Origin of the sequence: Pedobacter sp., from assembly GCF_041662865.1 — a bacterium.
Lineage (GTDB): Bacteria > Bacteroidota > Bacteroidia > Sphingobacteriales > Sphingobacteriaceae > Pedobacter.
The window spans coordinates 52,336-77,402 of the sequence record NZ_JBAZRL010000005.1; the positions used below are offsets into that span (position 1 = coordinate 52,336).

Here is a 25,067-nt window from a genome sequence, read left to right on the forward strand (position 1 = left end):
ACTTAGGTTGGGGCGAACAAGGGGCTCCACAAGCAGGTATTAGTCCATATTCTCCAGTTGTATTTGATGTTGAAATTGTAAACATTATTAAAGGTAAGCCAGCTCCAACTGCGCCACCTGCACCGGTTCCAGCAACAAAATAATAATAATAAATAAATTATAAATATTAGCCCCGTTCATTTAATTGGACGGGGTTTTTTATGAATATATTTCAGCAATGCTGAAATAAAAATATCTTTGTATATGTTGTTAACCGATACTCATACTCATTTTTATTACGAAACAGATGTAGATAAACAATCACTATTAATGGAGCGTTGCTTAGCTAATGATGTAAAACGTCTTTTTTTGCCAAATGTAGATGTTGCTTCCATTAAAATGATAGATGATTTGGTTAAACGATATCCCGAAAATTGTTTTGCTATGGCGGGTTTGCATCCATGCGATGTGAAGGAAGATTATCAAACTCAATTATCTAGTATTCATCAAAGCATAGCAGGTAGGAATATTTATGCGATAGGCGAAATAGGTATTGATTTGTATTGGGATAAGACAACTTTAGCCATTCAACAAGATGCTTTTAAGCAACAAATTAAGTGGGCAAAAGAATTAAGTTTGCCAATAGTTATTCATTGCCGTGAAGCCTTTGATGAGGTTTTCGAGGTTTTAGAAGAACTAAATGACGATAAGTTAAGAGGTATTTTCCATTGCTTTACCGGTGACTTAGCTCAAGCAAAAAGAGCAATAGCATTAGGATTTTATTTAGGTATAGGTGGGGTAGTAACTTACAAAAAAGCAGGTCTAGATTTAACACTTGTAGAAATTTCACTAAATGATATCGTGCTGGAAACGGATTCTCCTTATTTAGCACCAGTACCTTATCGTGGTAAGCCTAACGAAAGCAGTTACTTAATTCACATTGCGCAAAAGGTGGCAGATATTTACAACATAAGTTTAAACGAAGTAGCCGAAGTAACTACCGAAAACTCAAAGAAAATATTCGGCATATAGTTTAAACATGTTTTGTCATTAAGAAGTGTAGTATAGCGATGTCTTAATTATCTTAATGCCTTAATGTTAAATTTTTATATTTGTTGCCAATGACAAAAATCCTTATCATATATACTGGTGGAACAATTGGAATGGTAAACGATGCTAAAACAGGCACCTTAATTCCTTTTGATTTCGAGCAGATTCAAGAAAATGTACCAGAATTAGCCAGACTAGATTATCAACTTTCTGTTCATTCCTTTAATCCAATTCTCGATTCTTCTAATATGGATCCAGAAATTTGGGCAGAATTAGCAAAGCTGATTCAAGAGAAATACGAAGAATTTGATGGCTTTGTAATCTTGCATGGCTCTGATACAATGTCATTTACCGCTTCGGCACTAAGTTTTATGTTGCAAAACTTAGCAAAGCCAGTTGTTTTAACAGGTTCTCAATTGCCGATAGGTGAGATTAGAACAGATGCCAAAGAGAATTTAATAACTGCATTAGAAATTGCAGCAACGAAAAAAGATGGCAAAGCAATGGTGCCAGAAGTTTGTATTTATTTCGATTATCAGTTATTTCGTGGTAACCGATCTATTAAATATAACTCAGAGAAATTCGAAGCTTTTGCCTCACCAAACTACCCGATCCTAGCAGAAGCGGGTGTGAGCTTATCTTTTTATCCTAATTATATTTTACCAATCCCACAAAAACCATTTCAAATCCATACTATTTTCAATGCAAATATTGGTGTATTAAAAATGTATCCAGGTATAACTGAAAATGCCGTAAAAGCAATTACTGAATCTGGTGTTGAAGCTATCGTTTTAGAAGCATTTGGATCTGGAAATACAACTACCGCACCTTGGTTTATCGCTTGCTTGCAAAAAGCCATCGCTAACAACAAAATGATTATAGATATATCACAATGTAAAGGTGGATCTGTTCAATTAGGTGTCTACGAGACCAGTAGGAAACTACAACAAATGGGTATTGTTAGTGGCTATGATTTAACATTTGAGGCTGCTGTAACCAAATTAATGTACTTAATGGGGCAGGGCTTCCCAATAGAGGAGGTAAAAAGATTAATGGAGATTTCAATAGCAGGTGAATTAACGAATTAGTTTTACTGCTACTTAATTAAATTTTAATTTAAAGCCTTGATAACACAAAGAAAACTACGCCCCATATACCTATAAATAAAAATCCTGTATATACTTCCCATCTGCGTTTCTTTATATCTTTTGTAATAAACAATCTGTAAAGAAGATATATAATAAACACAATAAAAAATACTGGGAGCATAAAAATTTGCATATGCGATAAGTTATAATCAAATATAAGAGTTTGATGGCTATAATTTAGAATATTATCATGCTTAAAACGCATAAATTAAGACCTTAACTACTTCTATCAACCGATAACCTTAGCCGTATTAAGTAAAACTTATGCAATTATGATGAAGATCATATCACTTATATAAGATTAACAGTTATTTTTGCTAAAATTGATTATGAAGATTAAGCAAATATATACTGGATGCCTAGCCGAAGCGGCTTATTATATCGAAAGTAATGGCGAAGCTGCTATTATTGATCCGCTACGCGAAGTATCGCCTTATTTAAAAAAGGCAGCCGACAATGGTGCAAAGATTAAGTATATATTCGAAACTCATTTTCATGCTGATTTTGTTTCTGGACATATAGATTTAGCAGAAAAATCTGGAGCTACTATAGTTTATGGCCCTACGGCTAAAACAGATTTTAAAGCACACATTGCAACCGATGGTGAGCAGTTTAAAATTGGTGATATCACCATCACGACACTACATACTCCAGGTCATACACCAGAATCCACAACATATTTGTTAACAGATGAAAATGGTAAAGATTACTGCATTTTTACTGGTGATACATTGTTTATTGGAGATGTTGGTCGACCAGATTTAGCACAACAAGGTGAGCTTACAATGGAAGATATGGCGGGAACACTTTACGATTCTCTACATAACAAAATATTAACGCTAGCAGATGATCTTATCGTTTATCCAGCTCATGGTGCAGGTTCTGCTTGTGGCAAAAACATGAGTAAAGAAACATTTGATACATTAGGACATCAGAAGGAAGTTAATTATGCGCTAAAGGCAAAATCCAAAGAAGATTTCATTAGAGAAGTAACACATGGTCTTTTGCCACCTCCACAATATTTTGCAAAAAATGCAGCCATGAATAAAGGTGGTTACGATAGGATAGATGATGTATATCAAAAGGGCTTAATTGCTTTGTCACCTGAAGAATTTGAATTAAAAGCGAACCAAACGGATGCTTTAATATTAGATACGAGAGATCCTCAAGTATTTGCAAAAGGGTTTATCCCAAAATCTATAAATATTGGTTTAAATGGTCAATTTGCTCCTTGGGTTGGGGCTTTGATTACCGATTTAAAACAAGAATTATTATTAGTTACTGACGAAGGCAAAGCCGAAGAAACCATTACACGTTTAGCAAGAGTTGGTTACGATTATACAATTGGTTATTTAGCTGGAGGAATAACGGCTTGGCAAAATGCAGGGAAGGAGATAGATCAAATTGAATCGATTTCTGCACAAGAATTTGAAACACTATTAAATACTAACGATGTTATAAATGCTTTAGATGTGCGCAAACCAGGCGAATACAAAGCAGAACATTTAGAAGCCACGCTTACTCGTCCGTTAGATTATATTAACGACTGGACAACTGAGATTAATCCAGATGAAACCTATTATATTCATTGTGCTGGTGGTTATCGTTCTATGATTGCGGCTTCAATTTTAAAAGCTCGTGGCATTAACAATGTAATTGATATAGCTGGTGGTTATGGAGCTATTAAAAATACCAATTTAAAACGCACCGATTTTGCTTGTCCAAGTAAGGCAATGAAGGGGTAACTAGTCTTAAGGCAAAAGTTCAGCAAGTTTCTTTTTTAACTCATCTCCTCGCAAATTTTTTGCGATGATAATTCCTTTCTCATCAATTAGATAATTTGTAGGAAATGAATTTATACCATAAATAACTACCGCTAAATTTCTATCACCTTTTAAATCACTTACGTTTTCCCAAGGAAGTTTATCGTCCTTAATCGCTTTTAGCCAATCTGCCTTATTATCATCAGCAGAAACACCTAATATCTCAAAACCTTTGTTTTTGTAAGTATTGTATGTGTTCACTAGGTTTGGATTTTCTCCTCTACATGGTCCACACCATGAAGCCCAAAATTCTAGCAGTATATATTTGCCTTTAATAGTCGAAAGCTTGATTTTTTTGCCGTTGACATTTTCTTGTTCGAAATCTTCAAATTTGTTTCCGATTTTTATTTCTTTGTTTAGCGTAAGATATTCACTAACAGCCTTACCAAATTTCGATGATTTTTGCTCAGCACTAATGTTTTGGTATAATTCTCTTGTTTTTTCTTTTCCCCAAGAAGAAGCATATACTTGTAATATGTTAGCTGCAATAAGGGAATTTGGATTGTCTTTCACATAATTCTGATAAACTTTTTGCTCTTCATTACGAGTAGCTTTTATTTTATCCCATATAGCTGCTGACTCTGCACCGTTTTTACCTTTTAAAGATTTTGTTAAGCTATCTTGTAGTCTATCTATCACACTTAAGTTGCTCCTTAAAACATCAGCCTCTGTTTGGGTTTTAGAACCCACCGTGATTGCCTTTTTAAACTCTCCAGCTTTAAGTGTTACCCTTATTTCTTTTGGTTCAACCCACAACATGGTGTAATCTTTATAGCTTGCTGTGTATATGATCATCTCAACAGCCTTTTCATCAATATTTCCTTTTAGGGTGAATTTCCCATTTACAATTAAACTTGAATCAAGCTTTACTTCTGGAGTAGCTTTTCTTAAAAAGATCCAAGTACTATCTTTTAAACCAGTTACCGTTCCAAGTATGGTGAACTTTTGGGCAGATGCTGTAAAAGAGGAAGTGATAAATAGAAAAAGTATAATTATTTTACTATGCAGACTTTTCATCGAAATAAAGTTTATGATTAAATATAAGGTATTTCATTTTAATTTTAGGTACTACTATTCTAATCTTCCAGCGGCTCTTTCTTGTCTCAAAAGTTTAGCTAGATCTATTTTTGGATCACTTAATAAAATAATTCTTGTCCCTCTTTCTCTAGCGAATTGACTTTCAATTTTAGCAACTTCTTTAATGCCACCAAATAAAGAGAGGTCTCGAGTATTACTTAAATTATCCACTGTTTTAATTCTAACTACTGTTTTAATTTCTTTAGTTAAGTCTAACCAATTCACATAATCTGCAGTAAAAGCATCAGCTTTTAAACCTTTAATTTTCGTGTAATAATTAATAGCACCAGCTTGCCCATAATTATCACAAAGGATCATAACATGTTTTTTATCAGTTATGGTATTATAAACTGAGTCTGTTTTTGATGCAAGTTCTTTCCAGCCCAACATATCTGCAAAATCTTGTGAAATTGGGTGAATTTTTCCGTCTTCCCATTTATGCTCGCTAAAAGGTCTATGTAGTTTAGCGGCTTCGGCATATTTTTCTGGAGTTCTAAGTGGTAACGAGACTTTTAACATTGGCAAAAACAGTAATAAGATTATCGCGATAGCTACATAACGCAAATACTTTTTCCAACCTTGTTGTAATAATTCGCTTAAATAAATAGCACCAAAGGCGAAGAAAATAGGATATAAACCAATTGTGTAATATGCTTTGGCTTTTAAAAAAATGAATATAACAATGGTAAACACGTATGCCCAAAAGAGTAATTGATATTGCTTAAAAGGCTTATAAATGAAGAACGAAACGAAAGCTGCTAATAAGATAAATATGGAACCGAGGAAAAAGAAGATTTGTTCTTTCACAAAATCCATCCGTTCTACGTGAACTAATTGGGTGTCATTTAATTCTTTTAGGTGTTTAAAAACTGGAAAATCGTTTTGAAACTGCCAAATGAGATTGGGGCTTATTAATAGTGCTGCGAATAAAATTGCTCCATAAAACTGTGGTTTTAAAAATAGGTTGCGTTGTTTGCTGAGCAACAAAGCAGGCAGTATTCCTAAAAGGAAAAATGTGATATTATACTTGTTTAAAAAACCTATAGCAAAGCTGATGGTCATAAAATAGAGCCACTTGTAGTTTTGGGTATGGATGAATTTGATGAGTGTAAAGAAAAGTAATGTCCAGCAGAGGATATCTAAAGAGTTTGGCTGGTATAAAATATTTATTCTTACTAGTGCAGAAAAAGTTAAGGCTGTTGCGGCGAGAATACAAGCGTATAAACTTCCTTTTAAAGTTTCTATCGTTTTCCAGACGATTAAAATGGTAAGTGCACCAAATAGAGCTGGGAAAAATTTAACCCAGAAATAGGAGTTGCCTAATTGTAAGATTAGCCAAGATATCCATGAGGTAACTGGCGGAACGGAATGATAACCCCAAGCTAAATGTTTGGCTTGATCGAGATGCAAAAACTCATCACGATGTAGTTCGTAAATTGGATTTACAACTAAATACTGCAGTATTATTTTAATAAGGATGAAAATGAATAGAATAATGGTTCCTTTTTTCATACTAATATTTTTGTTTGTGGTTGTTTGGTTAGAGGACAAGTTAAAGTTTATTGTTACAATTCTACTAATCTGAGTTTCTTTTTAGCTCATGCTCGTCCTTCCCAACTCGATTGGGAATCCTAATGCAATTTAGTTTTTTTACGCATTACGATTCCCGTTTTCACGGGAATGACGAACAAAACCCTACCCTTGCTATGAATTGGGTGTAAGCAATGAATTAAAATGGAAGGATTTGGATGGAAATGATAAGTATTTAAAGGAAAGCGATAGTAATTGACAGTATATGTTTTTTCTAAAGTGCCCAATTTAGCCTTTAAAGACATATTTACTATATTATTTTCCCAATTGTATAGCATACAATGACGTATGTACCGCATACAATGGTCTATGTACCGTAAACAAAGGTCATTGTTCCGCTTACAATGACGCATGTATCGCATACAATGACGTAAATCTTCCGTATTATTTAAATTGTTTGCTTTACACGAAGCTTTGTACCGCATACAATTAGCTTTGTATTGCAAACAACGTCCATTGTTTGATTAGCAATTACATATCTATGTTTTTAAATTGATGAATTTAGGATGCCTTTCAAACAAAAAGTTCAGCATACAATGATATACTGAAATTTAACTAATCATAAGCAAGACAGTTGCGCTAAATTAGGATTAAAGAAATTAAACATATTAAGTAATTGTCGGTTAATAATTCTTAAAAGTATCCCTATAATCAAGGACCAACTTAGAATCATTTTTTCTATATACTTCTAGATATAATGTATTTTTCTTTTTTGAAAGGGAATCACCAGCTTTTATCATATTTTCCCACTTGGCGGGCAAAGAGCATTTGTATCCGTTATCTAATAATATGAATTGTACATTATGGTCTTGCTTAGCTCTATACACACTGTCGACATTTCCATTAAAGTTTAGTGTTAGCCTGTCTTCTTTAATAACCTCAGCTATATCTCTACTATTAAAAAAGGTGTAGACTACAAATCCTAAAAAAAACAGTATAGGAATGCCAATCACAAAGGTTATAATATTTTTATCTTGTTTTGAAATATGTTCGATGTTCATTAATGGTGTACCCATGTTTGAATTACTATCTATAGCTGAACTTTTTTTAACTAATCATTAACTGATGCTTTCGTTAGATTACGTCTATTATTTTTTACCTGCTCTTTTGTTTAGTTCCTCAATTGGCATATTCATCATTCTACCTACTGGAGTTTTACCACGATAAGTAATTACCTTTAAAACAGTAGCATCTATAGGTGGTACTAATGGGGCGGTGTATTTAGGATAAAAACGATCTGGAAACGAGTTGTCGAAACTATAATAAATATCCAAACCTTCTACTTCGGTGCTTAAGCTAATTGATAATTGTCTGTCAGCACTTCGTTTTACAGAAAAAATAGGATCATATACACTTGGTGCATATTTGGTCTCGGCAATATCTAAACGTTTAAAATGTTGTTCTGTACGAGCAAAAAAGTTAGTCCAATTCTTTTTTTCTTTAGGCGACCACACAGATTCGGCTATGGCAAAACCACGTGGCCAAGTCATATATTCTGCTTGACGAATGTTATATACTTGTTCTGTCCAAAGGTTTGCTTGTCCACCTTTAATATAAACTGGATTTACACCTTCTGGTACCGGATCAAATTCGTATGCTTTGCTTAATCTAAGTGATGCATAAACTTTAGGTTCAGTAATTGCATCTGCTTGCATATAATCAATATACGCATATTGGGTTGGAGACATTACTACTTCATGACCTGCTTTAGCAGCATCTGTGCCATGTTGCATGTTTCGCCAGCTCATTACTGCTGCGGTTTTTGAAACACCTCCTTCCAAAACTTCATCCCATGCCATAAACTTTTTACCTTTAGAAACGATAATCTGCTCTACTCTTTTCTCAAAATAGCCTTGTACTTCTGGAATGGTTTTTAAACCCTCACGCTTCATCAATTCTTTTATTTGATCATTCTTTTCCCAAAAATTACGAGCAACTTCATCTCCACCTACGTGGATATATGGGAAAGGGAACAATTTTGCGATTTGTGTAAATACGGTATCTAAAAAAACATATACTTTTTCATTTGCTGGACACAATGTATTATCTACCAAGCCCAATGGAGGTGCACCACGGCTCCAGTCCATAATTTTTTCGCCACTGCGCACTTTATAGTTTACTGCTTCTGGTGTACAAGATAATTCTGGATATGATGCAATTGCAGCTAAGCTATGTCCGGGAACATCTATTTCTGGCATAATATCCACAAAACGTTCTTTAGCATAGGCTACCAATTCTTTAATATCTTCTTGTGTATAAAAACCGCCATAATTACGAGGTTCATCTGCCGTTGGCGGGATAAAATCTCCGAAAGAACCTACACGTTTTACATTCCAAGCACCTACTTCTGTTAGCTTTGGTAAGCCTTTAATTTCGATTCTCCATCCTTCATCATCCGCTAAGTGTAAATGCAAAATGTTGTATTTATAGCGCACCATTGCATCTATATATTGCTTTACTTCTTGTTTAGTGAAGAAATGTCTAGCAACATCAAACATTAATCCTCGCCAGCCTAAACGTGGATAATCAGTTATTTCTACACAAGGCATTGTCCATTTTATGCCTTTAATTTCTTCTTTGCTTTCTATCTCTTTTGGCAATAACTGCACTACTGTTTGCACGCCATAAAATAAACCAGCTGGCTTGTTTGCTCTAATAGTCACTTGCTTTAAACCAACGGTTAAGTGATAACCTTCAGTACCTAAAGTTGCGTCTTGCTTATCATTTAAAATTAATTTAAAAGTTGCAGTCGCCGATGGAGTGCTAATAATGCTGGTATAATATCCAGTAGGGGTTGATAGACGCTCCTGTAAAAAAGCAACGGTTTGTTTTAACTCTGGAGATTTATTGGCTTGGATGACAATATTTGCTGGTAACACAAAATGCCCTGTTTGCTTAATGACCGAAACGGGCTCTGGAATAATAGCAATTTCGCTATTTGCCATAGGTTCATTATTGGCAAAAGTTTCTGTATTACTTTCTATGGATTGAGCGAAAATGTTAATGTTAACGAATAAAAGAAATAAAAACGGAACGGTAAGTTTCATGTAGGCTATAATTGGGATTAAACTTAAAACTGCAATTTATTAAATTCTTTTGTCATTCCGAGTTTGGAGGAATCTCTTTTATGAGATTCTTCATTGCACTCAGAATGACAAATGTTGTTGATTATACATTGATAGGTTTCCTAACAGCGTAGATCAATTCATCGTAAACTGTTCCGTTTTTGTAAAAAGTTTCTTTAAGTTCGGCTTCTAAACTAAAGCCCACTTTTTCTAAAACTCGTTGCGACTTGAAATTGGTATCGAATGTTCGGGCATAGATTCGAGTGATATCAAATGTTTTAAAACCATAGTTGACCATTAATTTTACAGCTTCGGGAACAATGCCTTGTCCCCAAAATTCTTCGGCAATCCAATAACCCATTTCGGCATTTTTGCAATAGAAATCGGTTTGCGGATGAACACCAATAGAACCAGCAACTTCACCATTAACCACAATGGCAAATATCTGCAATGGATTAGTAGATAAAGCTAAATTTATAAAAGCCACACCGTGATCTTGTGTATAGGGGAAAGGAAATTTGTTGCTTAGGTTTTTAGCGATATTATAATTATTAGCATGTTTTACCAAGCTACCTAAATCACTCAATTGAAAAGGGCGAAGTTCGAATTGCATTGGCTAAAACGTCATTTTATTTTCACCAGCATTTACACCTTTCATAAATTTAATGATGCCTTTCATATAGGTTTGTTGATCATCATATAAACTCATGTGACTTCCGTTTTTACAATAAAGGTAACTTCCATTTTTAAAAGCTGTAGCCATCCATTCCATATGTTTTGGGTCCATGGTATCGTATTGTGCACCTATGCTTAGTGCTGGGATAGTAATGTTTTTGAGTTGATCTTTAATATCCCATTTCAATAATTTACCAGAAACACCAAATTCACTCGGACCTTGCATGGTTACATATAAGGATTGGTTCATTTTACTAAATGATCTATTAATAGGTTCAGGCCATTGATCTAAGGGAATGCGGCAAATGTGTTTTACGTAGAAATTTGGCATTAAGAGGCCCATGTATTCTGGATTTGCGAAATCATTTTTTGCTTCCATATCCCTGATTTTTTTGAGCACTTGCTTATCCATTTGTTTAGCTAATACTTCATCAGCATATTTTCCATAATCTGGTATGCTCGACATCATATTGCTTACAATCAGACCTTTCATATGCTGTTGATACTTTAGCGCATATTGCATGGCCAAAATTCCGCCCCAAGAATGACCTAATAAGTAGAAATTGTCTTTATCTAAATTTAAGGCTACTCTAACTTGTTCTACTTCCTCAACATAACGATCCAAATCCCACATCGCGGTATCTTTAGGATTGTCTGAATTGCCACAACCTAACTGATCATAATAGATAAATTCAATCCCTTCTTTTGGAAGAAAACTTTCCATGCATTCGAAATATTCGTGAGTAGCTCCTGGCCCACCATTTAAGAGTAATACCTTTATTTTAGGATTGTTACCAACACGTTTAGTCCAAACATTAAATTTTCCTTTTGGGGTTTGAATAGGAATAATTTTAATTCCTCCATCTAATACACCAGTATCTGCTGTATTAAAATAGGCTATCGAGCTATTTTCTGAAGTGTTTTTATGGGTGCATGCGCATAAGGTAAAACACAATAGAAAAATTCCAAAGTAAAGTAAGTTTTTGGTATTCATGCTGTTGGGTGTTTGATTAAAAGATGAATATATAAATTCTAATCTTTATATACATCATTAACCTTATTTCAACGCATCTAAAACTTTAAATAGTTTTTTGCTAATGCCACCTCCGTTATAGTTATTGATATTGATAACAGCAATGTATTTATTTCCATTTTTATCGGTATAATATCCAGCATAGGCTGAAACATCATTGATACTTCCGCTTTTTAATATCATTCCGTTGTTTTCTGGAAAGGACTTATAATAAGCAGTAAACCAATCTTCTTTTTGCGCTTGAAATAGGACTGAAGCCATTGCTGAAGTAGTTACTCTTGTTCCTGGAGAAAGTCCGCTGCCATCTAAAATATTCAACGCATTTTTATCAATTCCTTTGTTAGCCCAAAAATTAATAACTGCTGATGCGCCATTCTTGGTGCTCGGTGTTTTTCCTTGTTTCCAAGCAATGGTTTTGAGTAATTGTTCGCCATACAGATTTATACTTTTTTTGTTAAACCAATAAACGATTTCACTTAAATCTGGAGAACTAATGGTTGCTAATTTTTGAGTTACGGTTGGTACAGTTTTGCCCTCTAAGTCTAATCTTCTTGCAGTTGTGGCTTCTTTGGTGCTTGCAATGGCTAATCGTAATAATGTGTCTTGTAAACGATATGCCGCATCATATGCAGGATCTGGTAGCGCTAATGAAATTCCAGCTTTGCTAATTCCCATTCCCCAAGTACCACGTAAATATGCTAAATTGCTGTAGGGCGGTAAGAAAGCATAGGCGTTATCTCCAGAACCTGACGAACCGGTTTTAAGTTCATCTACTACTTTTAAATACGGCATTGCTGGAACAATTTTCTGAATGCTAACTTCTGATCCTGTACTTCCACCAGGTTTTAAATGAATATCAAATTGATTTTCTCGCCAAGTAAGTGCCGAACTTCCAGCGCCATAATAGTTACCCATATCTTGCCAAATCCAACCTTCTGGCATTGTTTGAGTGCCGAATAAACTGTCATCTCCAATAACCGAGCCTTCAATTTTTTTTATACCAACAGCTTTAATGGCGCTTACCCAAGTATTTAAAACTGCATTTTCTTTAGTTTGCTCGTAACGCCATGAACCTAAAGTTGGATCGCCGCTACCAATAATGATTAAGTCGCCTTGTAAAGTTCCATCGGAGGTAATTTTTCCACTATAAGCTAAGGTAGTTTGGTATTTGAAATCTTTACCCAAAACGCTAAAAGCAGTGGCTGATGTGATTGTTTTTAAGGTAGATGCTGTTGCTAAACCTATATTTTCGTTTTTAGCAAAAATTACTTTTCCTGTTTGTGCATCTAATACGCAAAGCGATGTAATGGCATATTTTGCTTGTGGGTCATCTACTAAATTCTGATAGGCTTGTTCTAATTTTGCTACTGGAAATTGGGCAAAGCTTGTTAGTGAACAAAATATAAAGAGGAGTTGGAACTTAAAAATTTTCATTCTAAAGGATTGATCTGTTATAAAACGATTTAAACTAAAAAAGTGATGCATCAAATACATCACTTTTAATTATTTAGCTAAAGATATGGACTTAAAACGTAAAACTTATTACGTTTAATTCAATTATACCAATTCTTTTCTCACCAAGTATTCGGCAATTTGAACAGCATTTGTAGCCGCACCTTTACGCAAGTTATCCGCAACAATCCACATGTTTAAAGTATTTGGCATCGATTCATCTCTACGAATACGACCTACAAAAACCTCGTCTTTTTCATGTGCATCTTTTGGCATTGGATATTTTAAGTTGGCAACATCGTCTACCACAATAATGCCTTCTGTTTTTTCTAATAAGGAAGTAACTTCAGCTAAATCAAATTCATTTTCAAACTCGATGTTTACAGATTCTGAGTGACCACCCATTACCGGAATACGAACTGTTGTGGCGGTTAAACGGATATTCTCATCACCCATAATTTTACGAGTTTCATTAATCATTTTCATTTCCTCTTTTGTGTAACCGTTTTCAGTAAATACATCAATTTGAGGAATAACATTTAAATCTATTTGATATGGATAAGCCATTTCGCCATCATAAATGCCTTTACGTTCGTTCATCATTTGGTCAACCGCTTTAACACCAGTACCCGTAACAGATTGATACGTAGAAACAACCACACGTTTGATTTTATATTTATCGTGTAATGGTTTTAATGCAACAACCATCTGAATGGTTGAACAATTTGGATTAGCAATGATTTTATCGTCAAGTGATAAAATGTTAGCATTAACTTCTGGCACAACCAATGGGATGTTTGGATCCATGCGCCATGCTGATGAATTATCAATAACTGTGGTGCCTGCTTCTTTAAAACGAGGAGCATGTTCTAAAGAAGTGCTTCCGCCAGCAGAAAACAATGCAATATCCGGACGCATTCCAATCGCAGTATCCATGCTAACGATTGGAAACTGTTTACCCTTAAACGTAATTAACTTACCAACGCTCTTTTCAGACGCAACTGGGATTAATTCTGTCAATGGGAAATTTCTTTCTTCCAATACTTTTAACATTACGGTACCAACCAATCCGGTAGCACCTACTACTGCAACTTTCATTTTTTCTGTTTTTTTATTATATTTAGTAAATTCTTAATATCTACCAAATATGAGAAAAAGTTTACTTTTTTTAATGTTGCTGAGTGTTAAACTTACATTCGGCCAAGTTTCTGATGACTTTAGTGATGGAAATTTCACTACAAACCCAAGCTGGGGTGGAAGTACATCATTGTTTAATATCAACGCTGCAAAGCAATTAAAGTCTTCTTTAAGTTCTATTGCTCAAACAGTTACCTTGTCAACAGCGAACACTTATGCCACAAATGCCAAATGGGAATTCTCTGTGCAGATGAGTTTTGATCCCTCCGCAACTAATTTGGTAAGAATTTATTTAATTTCTGATCAACAAGATATAAGTGGCTCATTAAATGGATATTTTGTTCAAATTGGAGAAAGTGGGAACACCGATAGCTATGATTTGTACAAACAAACAGGCACAACTGTAAGCAAAATTATCGATGGTCCTGCAAAAGCTAGAGTAGAAGCAAACAAACTTTTAGCACAAATTCGGGTGACTAGAAACGATGTTGGAAAGTGGGAGTTATATACAGATATAGCTGGTGGAACTAATTATAATTTGGAAGGAAGTGCAACTGATTTAACCTATACCAATTCAGATTGGTTTGGAGTCTTATGCAAATATACAGCTACTCGATCGGATGGTTTTACCTTTGATAATTTCAGTATTACGGAATTAACGCCAGATGTGACACCACCAACTTTGGTAAGCGCAAAAGTGCTAGATGAATTCAGTATTGAAGCTGTTTTTTCTGAGCGATTGGAATCTTCTTCAGCCTCGATGGCAAATAATTATACGATTGCTAATTTGGGTAATCCGACTTCCATAAACGTTACAAGTTTGCCAACTGTTTACAAATTAACGTATGCTTCGGCCTTGCCTTCTGGCGATTATAAATTAACCGTTAACGGTGTAAAAGATTTGAAAGGAAATGTAATTGACGTTAATAACACAGCTTCTTTCTTTTATTTGAAACCATATACCCTTAAAAAAGGAGATATATTTATTAGCGAAATTTTGGTAAATCCTAGAACAGGAGGAGTTGATTTTATAGAAATTTACAACAACACAAACCAGGTTTTAGATTTAGCAACATTACAACTGGCTAATGCTGATGTGAGCGGAAACCCAGCTAATAGTAAAAACGTTAGTACAACAGCTATGTATATGCCAGCTAAAACGTATTGGGTTTTAACAACTAAACCAGATATAGTTAAGGAGCATTATGAAGCGAAATTTCCCAATCAGTTTGTACAAATGAGCAGTTTGCCATCTTATAACAATGATAAGGGTTCTGTAATCTTAATGACCTCACAAGAAGTATTGGATCGATTAGATTACACTGAAAAAATGCATATTCCTCTTTTACAAAATGCTGATGGAGTTGCTTTAGAAAGAGTTTCATTTACTAAACCGACGAATGAATTGGGTAATTTTAAATCTGCGGCAGCTACAGTTAGTTTTGCTACACCAACTTATCGGAACTCACAAGAAGAAGACCCTTCACTTATTAAAAGTAACATTAGTTTGGTTAATAAAACTTTTTCTCCAGATGGAGATGGTTTTGAAGATGCATTGAAAATTGACTATCAGTTTGTAAATAACGGAAATTTAGCCAGCGTTAACATATATACCGATAAAGGAATACTTGTTCGCAAACTAGAACGAAATACAACTATTGCAACTACTGGAAGTTTTAGCTGGGATGGAATGAACGATAATGGTCAGCAAAGTAAGGTTGGTATTTACGTAGTTAAGTTTGATACTTTTGCCTTAAATGGTAAGGTAGAGCATTTTAAACAAACTTGTGTTTTAGCAGCTAAGTTGAATTAGCAGCTTAATAATCAGAATTTTTTTAAACAATATGAAAACGTGTTTGTTGTTTTAAAAAAAGGAATGATTATGAAATATGGAAAATTAATAGGGAAAATTCTTTCTCGAAAATCAAGTAATAATGGTCAAGTTGCTGTCGCAATAGTTGCAGGTTTAGCTGCTGGTGCAGTACTTAGTATTTTATTCGCTCCAGAAAGTGGAAAAGATGCACGTAAACTAATTAGAGATAAAGCAAAAGATTTAGGAGGCTCTGCTAGAGACACTTACAAGACATTAAAAAATAGAATATCAGGTAATAATTTTGAAGAACACAAAGATGATGTTGCTCCAGAAGTTCCACATTTTGTTCGTACGCCAGTTAAAAAACGTAAATCAGATATTAGAGATATTATTCACGAAAGTCATATTGATGACCAACATACTAAACAAGAAATTAGCTAGATAATACTAAATTCAATTTTCATTGTTTAACAATGAAAATTGAATTTTTGAAAGTCTTATTACAACAATTGATTATTAACGTAATTGAAACTGGTTTTTATTGAGCCTAATTCATCAGGCTTATAGTTAAATTCGTGTTCAACAAAATAATGTTTTACACCAGCCATTTTTGCGCCAGTAAATATCGATTTAAAATCTACGGCTCCTTGGCCAATTTCTGTATTTACATCATTTTTAGTTTTATCCATGTCTTTTATGTGCCACATGGTAAAACGATGTTGATGCGTTTTGAAAAGCGATAAAGGATCTACCCCAGAACGTGCTACCCAATATAAATCCATCTCAAAATCCACTAGATTTTTATCTGTCTCACTTAATAAAATTTCATATCCAGTTGTATTACCAAACTTTGTAAATTCAAAATTGTGGTTGTGGTATGCTAGTTTCAAGCCAGATGCTTTACATAAAATCGCAGCCTCGTTAAGTTTGCCTGCAATTTTTTTATAGTCATCTGCTGTTTTTCTAAGCGAATCTCCCAAATAAGGAACCGTTACATATTCACCCCCAGTAATATTTGCTGCCTCGATATAAGATTTTAATTCATCGCTATTTTTGCCTGCAATAAAATTATCCATTCCATAATGTCCACTTGGTGCTTTTATACCGTTTGCTTTTAATAAGTTATCAAAAGCTTTTGCATCTAATCCCCAAAATTTATCCTTTACAGAATAGCCATAGGTTTCCACTTCTTTATATCCAATTGCTGCAACTTTTTCAATTATTCCTTTGATATCGTTTTTAATGATATCTCTTAAGCTATATAATTGTAAACCAACAGGATGTTTGGCAGCTGGTGTACAGGCAAATGAAGGTGTTACTGCAATCGCAGCCGCAATTAGACCTGTTTGTTTAATAAATGATCTTCTTGAATTCATGAGGATTTACGTTTAATTATAAATTAGGTAGTAGCTTCTGGCTTAGTTTTATCATTAAATAAAACAGCGAAGAGTATAAATACAACAAATGCAATTCCAGCTGGAATAATCCAAATCATTTTCCAGTTTTCTTCTCCACCAACTTTATACATTTCTGTAATTTGTCCTGCAACCATAAACCCAATAAGCATGCCAATGCCATAAGTAGCTAGCGTAATTAAGCCTTGTGCTGAGCTCTTGAACTTTTCTCCTGCTTTAGAGTTGGTGTAAATCTGACCTGAAACAAAGAAAAAGTCATAACAAATTCCATGTAATGCTATTCCAAGTAATAACATAAAGCTCAATTCGTCTGCATTGCCATAGGCGAATAAAACATATCTTACAGCCCAAGCAAGCATACCCACAAGGATAGTTTTTTTGAAACCGAATTTTTTAAAGAAAATAGGAATAAACAGTAGGAAGATTACTTCTGAAGCTTGTCCAATTGTCATTTTCCCAGTAGGATTATCAACACCTATTTTAGATAAAAACAAATTCGCATTCTGATAGTAAAAAGCTAAAGGAATACAGATCAAAATAGAGGAAACAAAGAAAATTAAGAAGTTTCTATCTTTTAATAGTTTCAATGCATCTAATCCTAAAATATCAGATACGGTTACTTTTTCTCCTTTTGCAACTTTGGGTGGGGTTTTTGGTAGGATAAAACTAAATAATCCTAGCACTAAAGATGCAATTCCAGCCATAAGGAAAGTGTTTTTTAGTAACCCTGCAGTGGTACTTTCTTGGGAATCCCAATGGAAAAAATAACTGATTAATAAACCAGCAGCAATCCAGCCTAAAGTTCCCCAAATTCTAATGGTGGAAAACTCCTTTTCTGGATCTTCCATCTGATTAAATGAAACAGAATTTACTAACGCCAATGTTGGCATGTATAAAATCATATAACCCAATGCATAAGGATAAAATACACTGATATCAGTTGCATTATACATTTGATACATTAAAATGGCACCAACAATATGCAAAACACCTAAGATTTTTTCGGCATTAAAATATCGATCTGCAATTAATCCAATAATAAACGGAGCAATAATAGCTCCCCAAGATTGAGTTGAAAAAACAGAACCAGTTTCTGGACCAGATGCTTTTAAATTTGTTGCCAAAAATGTGCCTAGTGTTACAAACCATGCGCCCCAGATAAAAAATTCTAGGAACATCATGAAAGATAATTTAATGCGAGTTGTTGAGTTCATTTGTTTAGGTTTAAGGTGAAAGGTTTAGAGGTTTAAGGTTATTGGCGTTATTACCTTACGCCTTAGCCCTTATACCTTCAACCTCTATTATAATTCTTTAATCGATATGTTTCTATACCACACTTCATCTCCGTGATCTTGCAACGATATTTTACCAGTTTTATAAGTTCCAAAACCTTCCCACTTAGCAAATTTACTTCCTGCAATTAAGGCTTTCCAATTCGCATCCCACATAGTGGTATTTACCACTTTTACACCATTCAAAATGAAAGTTAAATTTCCTTTATCACTAATAATTTCTGATTTATTCCATTCACCTACTGGTTTTACAGGCTCTATATCGCTTTTAACCATATCATATAAGTTTCCGGCTCTGTGTTTAGTTATTTTTCCATCGGGATGCCCATCATTATCTAATACTTGCATTTCTGGTCCTGTACTATATGTTTGATTGTATTTTGGATCTTCATGAATGTAAAAGATAACTCCACTATTAGATTTTGGAGCAACTTTCCATTCTAATTTTAAATGGAAATTGGTGTATTCCTTATCAGTTACTAAATCGCCGCCGCCATCTTTCCCTTTTGTTTTCGGATCTAAATGTATAGCACCATCTTGAACTTGCCAAGCACTTCCAACTGTTGTTTTTCCATAGGTGTGCCAGCCTGATGTTGTTTTTCCATCAAAAAGTTTAGTGAAACCTTTATTTGATTTTGTAGTTTGAGCGGTAGAACTGCAACCCATAACAACTAATACTAATCCCGGTACTATATACTGTTTCATTTTATTAAATTTAATGTTCCGTAATTAAACTCCTAATGTCCAACCTTTGCGGTATTCTCTTTTCACAAATTGATTAACTTCATCAAAATTTGTCACTTTCATATTGTCATTATCCCACAATAATTTTTTGTACCTGCCAGGATAAATAGTTTTACCTTCTGCATTTTTACCCTGAATATCAGCTGCACGAATAGCCAAATTCGCCATTAATAAACATTCAGTTAATGGGCCTGCAATTTCGAAAGGAGAACTCAATTCTTTTTTGCCGTGACCTGCGATACACGCCTCAACCCACTGTGCATAATGACCATTTTCTCCGCCAGTTACACGTGCAAATTTTGCGGGCACTTTAATATCTTTTGTTTTGCTTAATGGTAAAAGTTGTGGATTTCTTCCATAGGTTTCTGATGTCATTTTTCCTTTGGTTCCAATAAATAAAGTTCCATTTCCACCATCTCCGAATTTTTCATTTGCCATTAATTCTTCAGGTCGTGTTGGTTGAATTCCACCATCCATCCAGTGAACGGTTACATCGCCTTTAGTTTTATTGGTTTTAGGGAATTTTAAGGTTACATGACTTGATGGAGGGCAACTTTCAGGGAAATATCCACGTTTAAATTCATCTACATAAACAGAACCTACACTTGCTTCAACTTCCTTCGCATATTTTAAGTTCAATACACTAAAGGGAGTTTCTAATAAGTGACATCCCATATCGCCTAATGCACCAGTCCCATAATCCCACCATCCACGCCAGTTAAATGGCACTAATTTATTTACATAATCTTTATAGGGCGCTGTTCCTAACCATAAATCCCAATCTAATTCTGCAGGGACTTCTGCTTTATTCGCCGACCATGGAATACCTTGAGGCCAAACTGGTCTATCTGTCCATGCATAAATCGTATGTACATCGCCAATTAAACCAGCATCATACCATTCTTTCATTTGTCGTGGGCCATCATTTGAAGCACCTTGATTTCCCATTTGGGTAACCACTTTATATTTTTTAGCAGCGGCGGTTAATGCACGAGCTTCAAAAATATCATGAGTAAGCGGTTTTTGCACATAAACATGTTTGCCTAATTGCATGGCAGCCATCGCTTGTACCGCATGGTTATGATCTGGAGTCGAAACAGTAACGCCATCAAAGTTTTTATGTTCTTTGTCGAACATTTCTCTCCAGTCTTTATAGAATTTTGCTTTAGGGAAACGTTTCACACTTGCTGTAGCTCTACGTGTATCTACATCACATAAATAAGCAATATCTGCTTTGCCACTTTCGGATATAAAACGAAGATCTGAATCTCCTTTACCACCCACGCCTATACCAGCAACAATTAGTCGGTCACTTGGAGCTAAAAATCCTTTACCGCCCAAAACATGACGAGGAACAATCATAAATGCAGCAGATGCAATGGCTGTAGTTTTTAAAAAATTACGTCGACCGCTTGCTTCCACTTCTTTTTTTGCCTTATCCATTCTAAATTTTTTTAAAGGTTAATGTTATTTTTTCAGCGTTAAAATATATTTTACCATTAATTTGGCTTCGTCGTTCGTTATTTTAGTATGTGGTGTCATTGGGATGTTTCCCCAAACGCCTTTGCCACCTTTCACAATTTTATCTGCTAATAAATTTACATTTTCATCTGTAGAAGGATATTTCGCAGCAATTTCTTGATAAGCAGGACCGATTAATTTATCTTCTTTGTGATGGCAACCGATACAATCTGATTTCACAATCAACAATTCTCCGGGTTCCATCGCTGGTTTAGATTCACTTGTAGCTGGAGCAGTAGTCGCAGCAGTTTCAGAATTAGAAGTTGAGCCACCACATGCAGCTAATAAAAAGGTAATTGTGCTTAAAAATAAAAGTGTTTTTTTCATGTTAATTGTTATATGCCTAAAATTTTCTTGTTAAAATTTGCATCGCCACCTGCGGATGCAAAATCATCAAATGCTTTGGTTGTAACTGGAATAATGTGATTTTTGATAAATTCAGCGCCTTCTCTAGCGCCAGTTTCAGAATCTTTAATACAACATTCCCATTCCATTACTGCCCAGCCTTTATAATCGTATTGTGCTAATTTGCTAAATATGCGTTTAAAATCTACTTGCCCATCGCCAGGAGAGCGGTAACGACCTGCTCGATTTGCCCAACTTTGATAACCGCCAAATGTTCCTTGTTTTCCTGTCGGATTAAATTCTGCATCCTTTACGTGAAATGCTTTGATTCTCTCATGATAAAAATCGATGTACTGAATATAATCTAATTGTTGTAATACAAAATGTGATGGATCGTATAATAAACAAGCTCTGGCATGATTATTCACTTTGTCCAAGAACATTTCATACGTTTCGCCATCAAATAAATCTTCTCCTGGATGGATTTCATAGCAAACATCCACGCCACAATTATCAAATTCATTTAAAATTGGCAACCAACGTTTCGCTAATTCTGTAAAACCATCATCAACTAAGCCCTCTGGTCGTTGTGGCCATGGATGAAAAGTATGCCATAATAAGGAACCGCTAAAAGTTGCATGTGCTTTTAATCCTAAATTTTGGGAAGCTTTAGCTGCATATTTCAGTTGTTGAATCGCCCATTCTGTTCTAGCTTTCGGATTGTTCTTCACTTCATCAGCTGCAAAAGCATCAAATAATTGGTCGTATGCAGGATTAACAGCCACCAGTTGACCTTGTAAATGAGTAGAAAGCTCGGTAATTACTAGTCCATAAGAAGCTATTTTCGCCGTAAGTTCATCAGCGTAAGTTTTACTTTCAGCAGCCAGTTTTAAGTCGATAAAACGTTTATCTAAGGTTGGCATTTGGATGCCTTTAAAACCTAAATTAGCCGCCCACTTACAAATTCCCTCTAATGAATTAAATGGGGCTTCCTCTCCAATAAATTGGGCTAAAAATACAGCTGGTCCTTGTATTGTCGTCATTTTTTAAATTTTAAAATCGTACCATTTCTGATCTGATTTACTTGAAGCTACTACATTTTCAATAAAAGCCATTCCACGAATGCCATCTTCTGCATTCGGAAAATCGAGCATTTCTGAAGTAGGTTGTTCATTATTTTGTTTAGCTAATAAAGTCAATGCAAAGTTTTTATAAATATTAGCAAAGGCTTCTAAATATCCCTCTGGGTGACCTGAAGGTGTTCTCGTATTAAATTTAGCAACGGCTGATAAATAATTATTACCTGTTTTATAAACTTGAGTAGGTTGATCTAGCCATTTTATAAGTAATGTATTTGGTTCTGCTTGATGCCATTCTAGTCCACCTTTTTCACCATAAATTTTAATTTTCAAGGCATTTTCTTCTCCAGCAGCAATTTGTGATGCCATTAAAGTTCCGTTGGCACCATTGTTAAATCTCAATAGCACATTTCCATCATCATCTAATGCTCTACCGTCAACCACACAATTTAAATCGGCACAAATTTTATCAATTTGTAAGCCCGAAATATATTCTGCTAAATGCGCTGCATGCGTACCAACATCAGCCATGCAACCACTAATTCCACTTTTTTTAGGATCAGCTCGCCAAGCTGCTTGCTTATTGTCAGCAGGCGCTGGCTGACTTAGCCAACCTTGAGGATATTCAACACAAACTTTTCTGATTTTGCCAAATGCACCATCTTTCACCATCTGCTTTGCATGCTTCACTAATGGATAACCGGAATAGGTGTGAGTTAAACAGACCATTAATCCAGTTTCTGCAGCTTTTTGCTGTAACGCTTTCGCTTCTACTAAAGTTAAGGTGATAGGTTTATCAATTACGACATGAAATCCATTTTCTAAAGCTAACATAGCCGGTTCGAAATGGACATTATTTGGTGTAACTATACTTACAAAATGCATTCTTTGTGATTCAGGAAGTTTGCTTTCTGAAGTAATCATTTCTTTATAGTTGGTGTATATTCTATCTTCTGGTAAGAATAATTCTTTTCCAGAGGCGATTGCATTTTCAGGATTAGAACTTAACGCTCCGCAAGAAAGTTCAATTAGACCATCCAAACTTGCAGCCATGCGATGAACAGCGCCGATAAAAGCACCTTTTCCACCGCCAATCATCCCCATTCTTATCTTTCCTGTTGCCATTAAATATTGCCTTTTTTCAATTCGGTAACTGCAAAATCACATGCTCTTGCAGTTAAAGCCATGTACGTTAATGAAGGGTTTTGACAAGCAGTTGAAGGCATACAAGAACCATCAGTTACAAATACATTTTTAACTTCATGCATTTGGTTCCATTTATTTAGAACTGAAGTTTTAGGATCTTTACCCATTCTTGCTGTTCCCATTTCGTGAATGGCCATACCTGGCATAGAACCGTTATCATATGTTTTAACGTCTTTAATACCTGCATCTTCTAACATTTCAGCTGCATCATTCATCATATCGACACGCATTTTTGCTTCATTGTCTTTGAACTCACAATCGATAGCCAATACAGGTTGTCCCCATTTGTCTTTTTTAGTTTTGTCAATGTACACACGGTTTTCATGGTATGGAAGCGATTCGCCGAAGCCACCTAAACCCATACTCCAAATACCTGGTGTACTGATTAAATCTTTAAAATCTCCACCGAAAGCTAATTCTGCAATATCATTATGCCAGCCTGAACGACTTGCACCTCCTTGATAACCGAAACCACGAACATAGTCGCGTTTATCGTTACCTACATTTCTATAACGCGGAATGTAAACACCATTCGCTCTTTTACCGTAGGTATATTTATCGTCAAAACCTTCTGCTTGACCAGATGCGCCACAACGGAAATGATGGTCCATTAAATTATGTCCTAATTCGCCACTAGCGTTACCTAATCCGTTAGGATGTTCTGGAGATGTTGAGTTTAACAATAAAAATGTACTGCCTAAAGTAGAACCGTTTACAAAAACTATTTTCGCAAAATATTCAATATGCTCATTGGTTTCCGAATCGATAATTCTAACTCCTTTGGCTTTTTGAGTTTCTTTATCGTATATAATCTCGTTAACCAAAGAAAAAGGTCTCAATGTTAAATTACCTGTTGCAACTGCTGCTGGCAAAGTAGACGATTGTGTACTGAAATAAGCGCCAAAAGGACATCCACGACTACATAGATTCCTATATTGACAACTTCCTCTACCGCCATGTTCTACTGTTAAATTCGCGGTGCGACCCATGGTCATAATGCGGCTTCTATTGTATTTTTTTTCAATGCGTTCTTTTACCGATTTCTCCACGCAATTCATTTCCATTGGCGGAAGAAAATGTCCATCTGGAAAGTGTGGATAATTTTCAACCGAACCACTAATTCCCGCAAATTTCTCTACATAATCATACCAAGGTGCAATATCTTTATAACGGATTGGCCAATCTACTCCATGTCCATCTTTTGCATTATCTTCAAAATTAAGATCGCTTAAACGGTAACTCTGGCGACCCCACATTAATGATTTTCCACCTACGTGAAAACCGCGATACCAATCGAACCTTTTAATTTCAGTGTAAGGGCAATCTAAATCATTTACCCAGAAACTTTCATTAAATTCCTGATAAGGATAATCTCTTTTTTGTACAGGGTGAGATGCTTTTTGAGCTTCTGTTAATCTTCCACGATGTTCAAATTCCCAAGGCTTTTTCATAGCCGTGGTATAGTCTTTAATGTGTTCTATATTTCTGCCACGCTCTAGCATCAGGACTTTTAAGCCTTTTTCTGTTAACTCTTTTGCTGCCCATCCACCACTAATTCCAGATCCTACAACAATGGCATCGTATGTATTTTGTGCGGTTGCTTTTGTATTTAAATTCATTATA

The 25,067-nt window shown here is 35.1% G+C and carries 21 protein-coding genes; 5 read left to right on the forward strand and 16 right to left on the reverse strand.

The window, feature by feature from the left end:
- The first annotated feature begins 243 nt into the window (after nt 1–243).
- The 3 genes from WC622_RS03070 to WC622_RS03080 all read left to right on the forward strand — a co-directional run bounded on the left by WC622_RS03070 (nt 244) and on the right by WC622_RS03080 (nt 3,922).
- A complete protein-coding gene (locus tag WC622_RS03070; protein WP_372817174.1) occupies nt 244–1,011 on the forward strand; it encodes a TatD family hydrolase in 768 nt (255 codons plus the stop codon).
- An 89-nt stretch (nt 1,012–1,100) separates the two neighbouring features.
- Nucleotides 1,101–2,117 carry an asparaginase gene (locus WC622_RS03075; RefSeq protein WP_372817176.1) on the forward strand — a complete coding sequence of 339 codons (1,017 nt, stop codon included), beginning with the start codon at nt 1,101–1,103 and terminating at the stop codon, nt 2,115–2,117.
- Nucleotides 2,118–2,506: 389 nt separating this feature from the next.
- The gene (locus WC622_RS03080; protein WP_372817178.1) at nt 2,507–3,922 is read left to right on the forward strand and encodes a rhodanese-like domain-containing protein; all 1,416 of its coding nucleotides are present in this window, start codon (nt 2,507–2,509) and stop codon (nt 3,920–3,922) included.
- Nucleotides 3,923–3,928: 6 nt separating this feature from the next.
- Here the strand turns inward: WC622_RS03080 and WC622_RS03085 are convergent, their stop codons facing one another.
- From WC622_RS03085 to WC622_RS03120, 8 genes are all read right to left on the reverse strand, one after another.
- A complete protein-coding gene (locus WC622_RS03085) occupies nt 3,929–5,017 on the reverse strand; it encodes a redoxin domain-containing protein (protein ID WP_372817179.1) in 1,089 nt (362 codons plus the stop codon).
- 54 nt (nt 5,018–5,071) lie between these two features.
- Complete coding sequence (locus WC622_RS03090; RefSeq protein ID WP_372817181.1) at nt 5,072–6,589, reverse strand: glycosyltransferase family 39 protein; 1,518 nt, start codon at nt 6,587–6,589, stop codon at nt 5,072–5,074.
- A gap of 701 nt (nt 6,590–7,290) precedes the next feature.
- Nucleotides 7,291–7,683 (reverse strand): hypothetical protein, encoded by a 393-nt coding sequence (locus tag WC622_RS03095; RefSeq protein ID WP_372817183.1) that lies wholly within the window; start codon nt 7,681–7,683, stop codon nt 7,291–7,293.
- A gap of 72 nt (nt 7,684–7,755) precedes the next feature.
- On the reverse strand, nt 7,756–9,714 hold the full coding sequence (locus tag WC622_RS03100) for a beta-N-acetylhexosaminidase (RefSeq protein ID WP_372817185.1): 1,959 nt from the start codon (nt 9,712–9,714) through the stop codon (nt 7,756–7,758).
- Nucleotides 9,715–9,835: 121 nt separating this feature from the next.
- The gene (locus WC622_RS03105; RefSeq protein WP_372817186.1) at nt 9,836–10,345 is read right to left on the reverse strand and encodes a GNAT family N-acetyltransferase; all 510 of its coding nucleotides are present in this window, start codon (nt 10,343–10,345) and stop codon (nt 9,836–9,838) included.
- 3 nt (nt 10,346–10,348) lie between these two features.
- Nucleotides 10,349–11,401: a proline iminopeptidase-family hydrolase gene (locus WC622_RS03110; protein WP_372817188.1), complete on the reverse strand. Its 1,053-nt coding sequence runs from the start codon at nt 11,399–11,401 to the stop codon at nt 10,349–10,351.
- A gap of 63 nt (nt 11,402–11,464) precedes the next feature.
- Nucleotides 11,465–12,874 (reverse strand): D-alanyl-D-alanine carboxypeptidase/D-alanyl-D-alanine-endopeptidase, encoded by a 1,410-nt coding sequence (gene dacB / locus WC622_RS03115; protein ID WP_372817189.1) that lies wholly within the window; start codon nt 12,872–12,874, stop codon nt 11,465–11,467.
- Nucleotides 12,875–12,997: 123 nt separating this feature from the next.
- Nucleotides 12,998–13,990: an aspartate-semialdehyde dehydrogenase gene (locus tag WC622_RS03120; protein ID WP_372817192.1), complete on the reverse strand. Its 993-nt coding sequence runs from the start codon at nt 13,988–13,990 to the stop codon at nt 12,998–13,000.
- Nucleotides 13,991–14,039: 49 nt separating this feature from the next.
- On the opposite strand from WC622_RS03120, the gene WC622_RS03125 reads away from it, so the two are divergent.
- Nucleotides 14,040–15,842, forward strand: a complete 1,803-nt coding sequence (locus WC622_RS03125) for a lamin tail domain-containing protein (protein WP_372817194.1) — start codon at nt 14,040–14,042, stop codon at nt 15,840–15,842.
- Between the two features lie 69 nt (nt 15,843–15,911).
- Nucleotides 15,912–16,283, forward strand: coding sequence for a YtxH domain-containing protein (locus tag WC622_RS03130; protein ID WP_372817196.1), 372 nt, complete (start codon nt 15,912–15,914; stop codon nt 16,281–16,283).
- A gap of 59 nt (nt 16,284–16,342) precedes the next feature.
- Here the strand turns inward: WC622_RS03130 and WC622_RS03135 are convergent, their stop codons facing one another.
- From WC622_RS03135 to WC622_RS03170, 8 genes are all read right to left on the reverse strand, one after another.
- Nucleotides 16,343–17,218 (reverse strand): sugar phosphate isomerase/epimerase family protein, encoded by an 876-nt coding sequence (locus WC622_RS03135; RefSeq protein ID WP_372817198.1) that lies wholly within the window; start codon nt 17,216–17,218, stop codon nt 16,343–16,345.
- A 23-nt stretch (nt 17,219–17,241) separates the two neighbouring features.
- A complete protein-coding gene (locus WC622_RS03140; protein WP_372817199.1) occupies nt 17,242–18,471 on the reverse strand; it encodes a nucleoside permease in 1,230 nt (409 codons plus the stop codon).
- Between the two features lie 87 nt (nt 18,472–18,558).
- Nucleotides 18,559–19,254 (reverse strand): DUF1080 domain-containing protein, encoded by a 696-nt coding sequence (locus WC622_RS03145; protein WP_372817201.1) that lies wholly within the window; start codon nt 19,252–19,254, stop codon nt 18,559–18,561.
- Nucleotides 19,255–19,278: 24 nt separating this feature from the next.
- A complete protein-coding gene (locus tag WC622_RS03150) occupies nt 19,279–20,736 on the reverse strand; it encodes a Gfo/Idh/MocA family protein (RefSeq protein WP_372817203.1) in 1,458 nt (485 codons plus the stop codon).
- Between the two features lie 24 nt (nt 20,737–20,760).
- Nucleotides 20,761–21,141: a c-type cytochrome gene (locus WC622_RS03155; protein WP_372817205.1), complete on the reverse strand. Its 381-nt coding sequence runs from the start codon at nt 21,139–21,141 to the stop codon at nt 20,761–20,763.
- An 8-nt stretch (nt 21,142–21,149) separates the two neighbouring features.
- A complete protein-coding gene (locus WC622_RS03160; protein WP_372817207.1) occupies nt 21,150–22,202 on the reverse strand; it encodes a sugar phosphate isomerase/epimerase family protein in 1,053 nt (350 codons plus the stop codon).
- Nucleotides 22,203–22,205: 3 nt separating this feature from the next.
- Nucleotides 22,206–23,363, reverse strand: coding sequence for a Gfo/Idh/MocA family protein (locus WC622_RS03165; protein WP_372817209.1), 1,158 nt, complete (start codon nt 23,361–23,363; stop codon nt 22,206–22,208).
- On the reverse strand, nt 23,363–25,063 hold the full coding sequence (locus WC622_RS03170) for a GMC oxidoreductase (RefSeq protein WP_372817211.1): 1,701 nt from the start codon (nt 25,061–25,063) through the stop codon (nt 23,363–23,365). The genes WC622_RS03165 and WC622_RS03170 overlap by 1 nt, the downstream gene beginning before the upstream one ends.
- Nucleotides 25,064–25,067: the final 4 nt, after the last annotated feature.

Coding starts and splice junctions, on each gene's coding strand:
- WC622_RS03070 (WP_372817174.1), top strand. CDS start 244: ATGTTGTTAACCGATACTCATACTCATTTTTATTACGAAACAGATGTA.
- WC622_RS03075 (WP_372817176.1), top strand. CDS start 1,101: ATGACAAAAATCCTTATCATATATACTGGTGGAACAATTGGAATGGTA.
- WC622_RS03080 (WP_372817178.1), top strand. CDS start 2,507: ATGAAGATTAAGCAAATATATACTGGATGCCTAGCCGAAGCGGCTTAT.
- WC622_RS03085 (WP_372817179.1), bottom strand. CDS start 5,017: ATGAAAAGTCTGCATAGTAAAATAATTATACTTTTTCTATTTATCACT.
- WC622_RS03090 (WP_372817181.1), bottom strand. CDS start 6,589: ATGAAAAAAGGAACCATTATTCTATTCATTTTCATCCTTATTAAAATA.
- WC622_RS03095 (WP_372817183.1), bottom strand. CDS start 7,683: ATGGGTACACCATTAATGAACATCGAACATATTTCAAAACAAGATAAA.
- WC622_RS03100 (WP_372817185.1), bottom strand. CDS start 9,714: ATGAAACTTACCGTTCCGTTTTTATTTCTTTTATTCGTTAACATTAAC.
- WC622_RS03105 (WP_372817186.1), bottom strand. CDS start 10,345: ATGCAATTCGAACTTCGCCCTTTTCAATTGAGTGATTTAGGTAGCTTG.
- WC622_RS03110 (WP_372817188.1), bottom strand. CDS start 11,401: ATGAATACCAAAAACTTACTTTACTTTGGAATTTTTCTATTGTGTTTT.
- dacB (WP_372817189.1), bottom strand. CDS start 12,874: ATGAAAATTTTTAAGTTCCAACTCCTCTTTATATTTTGTTCACTAACA.
- WC622_RS03120 (WP_372817192.1), bottom strand. CDS start 13,990: ATGAAAGTTGCAGTAGTAGGTGCTACCGGATTGGTTGGTACCGTAATG.
- WC622_RS03125 (WP_372817194.1), top strand. CDS start 14,040: ATGAGAAAAAGTTTACTTTTTTTAATGTTGCTGAGTGTTAAACTTACA.
- WC622_RS03130 (WP_372817196.1), top strand. CDS start 15,912: ATGAAATATGGAAAATTAATAGGGAAAATTCTTTCTCGAAAATCAAGT.
- WC622_RS03135 (WP_372817198.1), bottom strand. CDS start 17,218: ATGAATTCAAGAAGATCATTTATTAAACAAACAGGTCTAATTGCGGCT.
- WC622_RS03140 (WP_372817199.1), bottom strand. CDS start 18,471: ATGAACTCAACAACTCGCATTAAATTATCTTTCATGATGTTCCTAGAA.
- WC622_RS03145 (WP_372817201.1), bottom strand. CDS start 19,254: ATGAAACAGTATATAGTACCGGGATTAGTATTAGTTGTTATGGGTTGC.
- WC622_RS03150 (WP_372817203.1), bottom strand. CDS start 20,736: ATGGATAAGGCAAAAAAAGAAGTGGAAGCAAGCGGTCGACGTAATTTT.
- WC622_RS03155 (WP_372817205.1), bottom strand. CDS start 21,141: ATGAAAAAAACACTTTTATTTTTAAGCACAATTACCTTTTTATTAGCT.
- WC622_RS03160 (WP_372817207.1), bottom strand. CDS start 22,202: ATGACGACAATACAAGGACCAGCTGTATTTTTAGCCCAATTTATTGGA.
- WC622_RS03165 (WP_372817209.1), bottom strand. CDS start 23,363: ATGGCAACAGGAAAGATAAGAATGGGGATGATTGGCGGTGGAAAAGGT.
- WC622_RS03170 (WP_372817211.1), bottom strand. CDS start 25,063: ATGAATTTAAATACAAAAGCAACCGCACAAAATACATACGATGCCATT.